An 8380-nucleotide genomic window follows, 5' to 3' on the forward strand; every position below is an offset into this window, starting at 1 on the left:
GTTCGAAAGGCTACCTGGATGTGAACCAGACGAATCCGAATCAAACGACCAATCCGCCTATTAATGGATTGTTATCAGCAGTCACATACCAGACGGGGGTGAATGTGTTTAATGTAAGCAATATCAACTATTATTATGTAAAACGACTGGCTTCACCCAATGCTGGTAGTAGCACGGACATTTATGATGATATTGATGCCAGTACGACCTGGAAAAACATCTATCTTACCATAGAGGATATACGCCGGATGGAAGCGCTTGCTGTAGAGAAGAATGCTTACCAGCATATGGGTGTAGGCCAGATTCTCGAAGCTTACAATATGAGCATGCTCATAGACCTGTGGGGAGATGCGCCTTACTCACAGGCATGGCAGGGTGCTACTTATCTCACACCTGCTTATGATAAGGGAGCGGACATCTATGATAGTTGCCTGCTCCTGATAGAAAAAGGGATCGCTTCTCTCAAACAGGCAGATCCCCTCATTACCCTGGATGCAGAAAATGATCTGGTGCATGCCGGTGCTGCTGCAGGGTGGATTAAAACGGCTTATACACTTAAAGCGCGTTTATTGAATCGCCTGAGCAAGCAATCGAACTATGATCCTGCTGCGGTGCTTGCAGCATTGGAAAATGGCTATACCAGCAATAGTGATGATGCGGCCATTTCCCGTTTTGAAAGCCTGAGTTTATGGAATGAAGTGGCAGTAGACAATGCCAGTGGCAGCCTGGATGGCTGGCTGAGTGCTACCTTTATCAATGCCCTGAATGGAACTACCTATGGCATATTCGATCCCCGTTTGCCACTGATCACAGATACGACTAAATACGGGGATTACAGGGGAACTGTCAATGGAGCGGGCCGGGTAGGTTCCGGTACAGATAATGGCCAATGCTACCTGTCAGTAAATGGATATTATTCTAAATCAGGCGCCCCTTTATTATTGCTTACCTATGCGGAAGCAAGGTTCATAGCTGCCGAAGCCTATTTTAATACAGATCAGGCAAAATCTTACCAGGCGTACCTGGATGGTATAAATGCGAATATGGATAAGGTAGGCGTATCTGCTACAGATAAGGCAGCCTACCTGGCTCAGTTACCAGCTTATTCAAAAGCTATGTTATTTAAAGAGAAATACGTGGCGATGTTCCTCCAGCCGGAATGCTGGACGGATGCCCGCAGGTATGATTATCAATACAGGAATTTCAGTCTGCCTGTGAATGCGCTGTTAACAACCTTTATCAGGAGGGTGAGTTATCCGGCAAGTGAAACCAGCCGCAATGCAGCGAATGTACCGGCGGTGGCATCGCTGGCAGATTTTCTCTGGTGGGATAAGTAATTGAAATACAGACAGCGGGGTAGTAGCTCCGCTGTTTTTATGCGTATAACCTGCCATCGGCAGCAGGATCTGCTACCGGTATAGTAGCAAAGAAAGTCGTTCCCTTGCCCGGAACACTTTCAAACCAAAGATCCCCATGCTGTAAAGATTGTAATTCCTTACAAAGCACCAGTCCTAGTCCGATTCCCTTTTCATTGTTCGTACCGAAAGTAGATTGGGTTTTCAAAGAAAAGATATCTTCTTTGTGAGAACTGTCAATGCCAATACCATTGTCAGTAACCATCAGCTGGCAGATGTCATCTTTTACCACCAGGCTGATTGTAACCTGCCCATTATTAGGCGTAAACTTAATCGCATTATTGACCAGGTTCCGGATAATGAGTTCCAGCATATTATTATCCGCCATCACGTACACGGCAGGATCTATTTTGGAGGTCAGCGTCACCGACTTCTTATCTGCCAGAATCTGTTGAATACCCAGCACCCGTTGTACCACTTCGTATACATGCACGGGGGCCAACCGTACCCCGCGACCATCCATCTGCATCTTGGACCAGGTGAGCAGGTTCGTGAGCATATTGGAGGTATTCTTTGTCATGGTAAGCAGTTCATCGCCCAGCATTTTGCGCTCGTCTTCAGACAAGTCGTATTCTGCAATGAGGTGCAGGGTCGTAATGATCGAGTTTAGCGGACTTTGCAAATCATGGGCAATGATAGAGAAGAGTTTATCCTTTTTCTGGTTCAGTTGTTCCAGGTTAGCATTCTGAATGTCGATCTTATCGGCTCTGTCTTCCGCTTTCTTTTTCTCCCTGTTATAATTATTTCGTAAGTAATTGGTGATCAGAAATGTGCAGGTCAATGTCACAAAATAACTCGATGAGAGGTCGATAAACCTGTACTGTGCACTCTGATAGCTATCCGCAATCCAGCTGGGTTGCAGGTATTCTTTAGTAAGCAGGGCGATGGGAATAAGCAGGTGGAGGGATGCCCAGATCCAATGTTGTTTTCGGGGGCTGAAGGCTATCAGCAGGTTGAATGTGAGGAAAAATAGCAGGAGCACGGGGCCATGGCTGCCCGAATTCAGGTAATAAGTGGCCGTCAGGGTGATATAGCTTACAATCACATAAGCCAGCATACTGAGGTTGTAAATGCCTTTATATCGGGACAGCCAGAAGAAGAAAACCTGTAAAATCAGCAATACCAGTACGATCACCCATACCGCCGTCAGTTCCAGCCACATATTAAATGGTAACAGTACAGCAAGTAGTGCCAGCGTAATGACACTGATGGAATTGAAAGCACGGTTCTCCAGCGAAAATTCAGCCGGGTCTCCCACTAGCGTCTCCCATAAACTGGTAAGTCGAGCCAAAACATTTCGCAAATGTGAGTGTTTATTGGTTAGTCATTGTCCCTCGGTAGTGCCCTACAAAGGTCGGGGATGGAAATTAAATATGTTATAACACGAAAATGGGATAGTAGGGTTTCTACTCACAATTTATTTATTGGAATGATATTCGCAGCTACTCATCTAAATTACATTTTATGAAAAATATTATGATAGCCGGCCTTGTGTCCCTTGCTATATCCCTGCCGGGTTTCACCTCAGCACAATCCAAAAGCGATGAGAAGAAAGCGGCCATCGCGAATCTGATTAATAACCAGTCGTATGTATTTACTGCTCAGTCTTCGATACCTGCCGGCCCTTCGCCTGACAGGCAACTGAATGGTCAGTACGACCTGACAGTAACCAAAGATTCAGTGATCAGTTACCTGCCATACTTTGGCCGTGCATATACGGCGCCGTTGGATCCTTCTAAGGGTGGCATTCAGTTTACTTCTACAAAGTTTGATTATAAAGTTACAGAAAAGAAAAAGGGAGGATGGACGATTGTGATCAAACCAAAGGATACACAGGAAGCCAGTCAGCTGATACTCAATGTTTCTGCCGCAGGATATACTTCACTGCAGGTGATTGGCAACAATCGCCAACCCATTACATTTAATGGCGTGGTAGATGCAAGAAAACCTAAAAGATAAGTTAAAGTTATCTTAAGAAACCAGGATCCTGGCATAGCGGAATGGTTGTTGTTTTTTATGCTGTGAACCAAAAAACAGATACCATGTCTAAGAACAACAAAGAAGGTGTAAAGCAATCCATCCAGGAGCTGGCCATGGGGAACTACAGAAGCTATCCCGAAGAGTACAAAGAAGTATCAGTGGAAACGTCTGATAATATTCAATCACTCGCAAATGGTTATTGGGACTCAAGGGATGATAAGGAAATTCAGCGCGATGAGCGATTAGGTATAGGCCTGGAAGACTATCGGGCGTGGACGAAGGAGGCCTTTGACGCATTTGTGAAACAGGAGCATTTGTTGAATTAAGTAATATGCACAGTATAAAAACGCAGAAAGGATTACCGCAATCCTTTCTGCGTTTTTTTATATCTTTAATGCAAAGCACAACCTGCTACGCCGTTATGAAAAAATTCTCCGCCAGCCGGACCGCCCAGTACATGGCTTTATTCCGGGCGCTAGAAACCCAGCGACCACATGATAAACTGGTCTATGATCCTTATGCTATCAACTTCCTCGACCGCAGTTTTCAATTCGTCACCCGTTTATCCATCCTCCCTCTTTTCCGCCGGATGATCCAGCGTATTATCCAGAAGAGGATTCCCGGTGCTTATTCCTCCGGCATAGCCCGAACCAGGTATATCGATGAACTGTTGCAACAGGCTGTGAACCAGGGAGTACGGCAAGTGGTGATATTGGGCGCCGGTTTTGACACCAGGGCGCTTCGCCTGGATTTTCTGCACCTGCTGCCAGTAGTAGAAATAGATCATCCCAATACTTCCGCTGTAAAAAAAGAAAAGCTGGGCACACTACCTGCACATGTACAATACTTACAGCTCGATTTTAATGAACAGGGCCTGGATGATCTGTCACTCGACGCTTCACTGCCAACCGTATTTATCTGGGAAGGAGTAACGAATTACCTGCAGGAAGAAGCTATTGCCGCCACCTTCCGGTTTATAGAAAAGTTCCCCGTAGGGTCCTTTGTGATCTTCACTTATGTAGATGAAAAAGTATTGCGGGAACCAGGTGCATATTATGGTGGCGAAAAGTTACTCAGTGATGTAGCAGGACTGGAAGAGAAATGGACATTTGGCTGGAAACCAGGTAGTTTGCGAAAATACCTGCAGCAGTTCAGACTGGAATTACTGGAGGATAATAGCGCAGTAGAATACCGTCGTCAATATATGCCGGCACGTACAGAAAAAGGGTATGAGTTTTATCGTGTAGCATTTGCCGTGAGAAAGTAGTAAATTATATCACATAACCATAACGACGTTTTATGAAAACTAAATTGTATTGTTTCCTTGTTCTTTTTTGTAGTATGACCATGATTTCATTTGCCCAATCTAAAGAGGAAAAGGCGGTAGCTGCGCAGGTAGAATCACTGCGAAAGGCTATGGTAGACGCCGACAAAGCCACGCTTGAAAAACTGACAGATGCAAAGCTGACTTACGGACATTCTGGTGGAAAGATAGAGGATCAGGCTACATTTGTAGATAATATTGTCAGCGGGCATTCTGATTTTTTATCTATTGATCTGACTGATCAGACGATTGTGATCAGTGGAAATACAGCGATTGTAAGGCATAGCCTGGCAGCTGCTACTAATGATAATGGCAAGCCGGGCAATGTACATTTGCATGTGTTGCTGGTGTGGGTGAAGGAGGGGAGTCAGTGGAAGTTATTAGCCCGTCAGGCGGTGAAACAGCCGGTAGCAAATCCGTAAGAAATTTGCATGATTGCAAATTCCTATGAAGTGCAGGATTAATTCAATGTTAATTTACCTGTACCCGGTCGATTTTCAAATTCCTGAGCACGTCGGCTTATTTACCCAAACTGGTGAATAGCTTCCTGCCCTTGTTGCCCGCCACTCTTACGGCCCGACCCTCAAACCCGTATTCACCGTACTTCCCGCAGGATGGCATAGTTTTTTTATTGGTAACCAAAAACACATCGACCAGTTACGGTCTTATCTGTTCACCAATAAAAATGTATTTTATGCAAGCGACATTGGAAACCATAGAAATCCTGAATGATCTGATACAAATCAACAATGACCGCATTGACGGTTATGAAAAAGCGTTAGAAGACCTGAGACAGGAAGACAATGATCTGAGAGCCTTGTTCTCTTCCATGATCAGTGAAAGCCATGAAATCAGACTGGCATTAGGTACAGAAGTTAATGCCCTGGGCGGTGATATGGAAACATCCACTACAACCAGCGGTAAAATCTACCGTGCATGGATGGATATCAAGGCTGTCTTCACCGGTAATGACCGTCACTCCGTGCTGGCAAATTGTGAGCGTGGGGAAGATGCTGCGCAGAAAGCTTATAATACTGCATTGGAAGATGAAGACATGCCTGCTTATCTGAGGGATATGATTGTCGAACAACAGCAGACATTGAAACGCTCTCACGATAAAATCAAAGCGTTGCGGGACGCTTAAAATAACTGAACAGGTTTCTTATTTAGTCTATTTTTTGCCGGACTTCCTTCCAATCGGGAGGAAGTCTTTTTTATTGATTTAACTTTCAGACGGGTTTTCGTCAATCTTTATCTTCTTCAAATCCTTTTCCATCATCGGCTTTATCTGTTGAAAAACTCTTTTCAACTGTGCCACCTTTTTCTCCACTTCCGCATCCCATTTCTCCGCTTCCTCCAACTCTGTGATAATCTCCTTTGCACCCTTCACCTCCATACTCAATACACTAGGCTTCAACTTATGCACTACCCTTTTCAGGTCATGCAATACTTTCGTCTCCTGCAACTGCTGCAGGTCACCCGTATATTCTGTTAAAGAATTGATGAACAGGGTAATCATCTTATGAATAAACGTAGGATTATCAGATATTTTGTACAGATAGTTATACGAATAGAGTGCATGATCGGCGTGCATATAGATTGTAGGTTATTTAACTCAGGCGCCTTCGATCTCGCCTGTCTGTAACATTTTGTAAATAGTAGATTTACCAATATCCAGTTTCTCAGCTACCAGCAGTACGTTATCGTTGTACCGTTTCAGGTAGTTCCTGATGATTAGCCTGGTATATTCTCTGAGCGTTAATTCTGTATTCAGCACTGTATCCACATCATGGTTATTGCCAGAGAGGAAGGTGATATCGTCCGGCTCGATCATGTTGTTTTCAGACATCACGGCGGCCAGCTCTATCACCGATTTCAATTCACGGATATTACCCGGGTAGTTATAGCCCAGCAGCTTTTCCCGGGCAGCAGGGGAGACCTTGATCTCCGGAATCTTATTTTCTTTACAATAATTGGCGAGAAAGAACTGGGTGAGCAGTAACAGGTCGTCTTTTCTGTCCCGGAGGGGCGGAAGCGCAATGGGTAGACCCACGATACGGTAGTAGAGGTCTTCCCTGAAGTTACCTTTCTTTACTTCATCAGCCAGGTTTTTGTGCGTAGCTACCACAAGGCGGAAGTCCAGTTTAATTTTGCTGTTACCCCCCAGGCGGATCAGTTCTTTTTCCTGTAATACACGAAGGAGTTTACTTTGGATATTCAGGTCCATTTCCCCTATTTCATCCAGGAAGAGAGTACCGCCATTGGCCTCTTCGAAGCGGCCGGTCTTCCGGTTTTGAGCCCCGGTAAAAGCACCTTTCTCGTAACCGAACAATTCACTTTCTACCAGTTCCTTTGGAATGGCGGCCATATTTACAGCTACAAAGGGATGCCCGCTGCGGGTTGAATTGTAATGCACGGCTTTTGCGACCAGTTCTTTACCCGTACCGGTTTCGCCGGTGATAGATACGTTGATCATAGAGCCGGCGGCCTTATCAATCAGGCGGAATACAGCCTGTAGGGCAGGACTTTTTCCCACGATGGAGGTGGAATAGTCATACCGGGTTTTTAACTCCGCTTTTAACTGTGTAATCTCATTTTTTAAGGATTGATTTTCCCGCAGGCGGATGATGGCTTTCCAGAGTAATTGCTGGGTATTTTCATCCTTGACGAGGTAATCTTCTGCGCCCATTTTCAGGAGGTCTACTGCTGTCGTGATCTTTTCCTGGGCGCTGATGATGATGACGGGTACATTTGGTTGAGCCTGCTTTATCTTACGATATAGCTCTTCACCGTTCATGTCGGGAAGGCCGAAGTCGATAGTAATCAGATCTGGTTTACGGTGCAATTGGGCCAGGCATTCCTTGCCTGAACCGATCAGGGTTACTTCGTAATCGGGGTTTTGACTCAGGTAGTGTTCTAACAGGTTCCCATACCATTTGTCGTCTTCAACTATGAAAATCTTAAAATCGAGCATTCATGGAATTTTCCGTTAATTTAGGAAATTTTCCAATCATGATCGATTCAGTTAGTGACCAGTTTAATTCATTTTTATATTGATGGCCTAAAAATGATTGATTCGTTTTATACTGATAGGATAAAATAAGCCGGGTAGTTTTAAATCAATGGTCTTATTCGTTTATACTGGTAGGATGAAATTGACCCATCCGCGGCCCCACTTCGCCGTACCAATCTTAATCTCGTGGGGCCTGGATGAATCGGTTATGAAAAAAGCACGATAATTTTTAAAATCTTTAATTTCTTTGAATCATGCCCGGGCCCCTTTTCTTATTCCCCTTCCTGCGTTTTCACAGGGGCCGGGATGATGCATTCTCACAAAACGCTCACTAGTTCTACAAAACTTTTAAAATGACAAGCTCAATTGCTGGCATAGGCTATGAGCATCCACACCTGTTCAAACTGCACTTTTCATTGTTCACTGTTTCAACCTCACTGGCATGATCTCTTTCACTATCCATCTGCGCGACTCCAAATCTCATTCACTTTCCTCAATCTCTTTCTCACTTCATCCTCACCACTCCAAATCTCATTCACTTTCCTCAATCTCTTTCCCAATCCATCCTCACCACTCCAATCTCATTCACCCCCATCACTCCTCAATCCTCACCACCCCTCAACACTGCCATTCAATCTCTCAATCAAA

9 protein-coding genes are annotated in these 8380 nt (G+C 44.7%); 6 read left to right on the plus strand and 3 right to left on the minus strand.

Features of this window, described 5'->3' with window-relative positions:
- Window positions 1–1337 (plus strand): SusD/RagB family nutrient-binding outer membrane lipoprotein (locus ABDW16_RS30980; protein WP_343675322.1); only part of this gene is annotated, 1337 nt, incomplete at its 5' end.
- 37 nt (window positions 1338–1374) lie between these two features.
- Here the strand turns inward: ABDW16_RS30980 and ABDW16_RS30985 are convergent.
- Entirely contained in the window at window positions 1375–2706 is a 1332-nt protein-coding gene (locus ABDW16_RS30985; protein ID WP_343675323.1) for a HAMP domain-containing sensor histidine kinase, read from the minus strand.
- Between the two features lie 173 nt (window positions 2707–2879).
- Between ABDW16_RS30985 and ABDW16_RS30990 the strand changes: the two genes are divergently transcribed.
- The 5 genes from ABDW16_RS30990 to ABDW16_RS31010 all read left to right on the plus strand — a co-directional run bounded on the left by ABDW16_RS30990 (window position 2880) and on the right by ABDW16_RS31010 (window position 5863).
- Complete coding sequence (locus ABDW16_RS30990) at window positions 2880–3374, plus strand: DUF4251 domain-containing protein (RefSeq protein ID WP_343675325.1); 495 nt, start codon at window positions 2880–2882, stop codon at window positions 3372–3374.
- An 83-nt stretch (window positions 3375–3457) separates the two neighbouring features.
- Window positions 3458–3721: a hypothetical protein gene (locus tag ABDW16_RS30995; RefSeq protein WP_343675326.1), complete on the plus strand. Its 264-nt coding sequence runs from the start codon at window positions 3458–3460 to the stop codon at window positions 3719–3721.
- A gap of 95 nt (window positions 3722–3816) precedes the next feature.
- Entirely contained in the window at window positions 3817–4662 is an 846-nt protein-coding gene (locus ABDW16_RS31000) for an SAM-dependent methyltransferase (RefSeq protein WP_343675328.1), read from the plus strand.
- Window positions 4663–4694: 32 nt separating this feature from the next.
- Window positions 4695–5141, plus strand: coding sequence for a nuclear transport factor 2 family protein (locus ABDW16_RS31005; protein WP_343675329.1), 447 nt, complete (start codon window positions 4695–4697; stop codon window positions 5139–5141).
- Between the two features lie 272 nt (window positions 5142–5413).
- Window positions 5414–5863, plus strand: a complete 450-nt coding sequence (locus ABDW16_RS31010) for a PA2169 family four-helix-bundle protein (protein ID WP_343675330.1) — start codon at window positions 5414–5416, stop codon at window positions 5861–5863.
- Between the two features lie 78 nt (window positions 5864–5941).
- On the opposite strand, the gene ABDW16_RS31015 is transcribed toward ABDW16_RS31010, so the two are convergent.
- Window positions 5942–6313, minus strand: coding sequence for an Hpt domain-containing protein (locus tag ABDW16_RS31015; RefSeq protein ID WP_343675332.1), 372 nt, complete (start codon window positions 6311–6313; stop codon window positions 5942–5944).
- A gap of 21 nt (window positions 6314–6334) precedes the next feature.
- Complete coding sequence (locus ABDW16_RS31020) at window positions 6335–7693, minus strand: sigma-54 dependent transcriptional regulator (RefSeq protein WP_343675333.1); 1359 nt, start codon at window positions 7691–7693, stop codon at window positions 6335–6337.
- Window positions 7694–8380 lie beyond the last annotated feature (687 nt).

This window comes from Chitinophaga sp., from assembly GCF_039596135.1.
Classification (GTDB): domain Bacteria; phylum Bacteroidota; class Bacteroidia; order Chitinophagales; family Chitinophagaceae; genus Chitinophaga.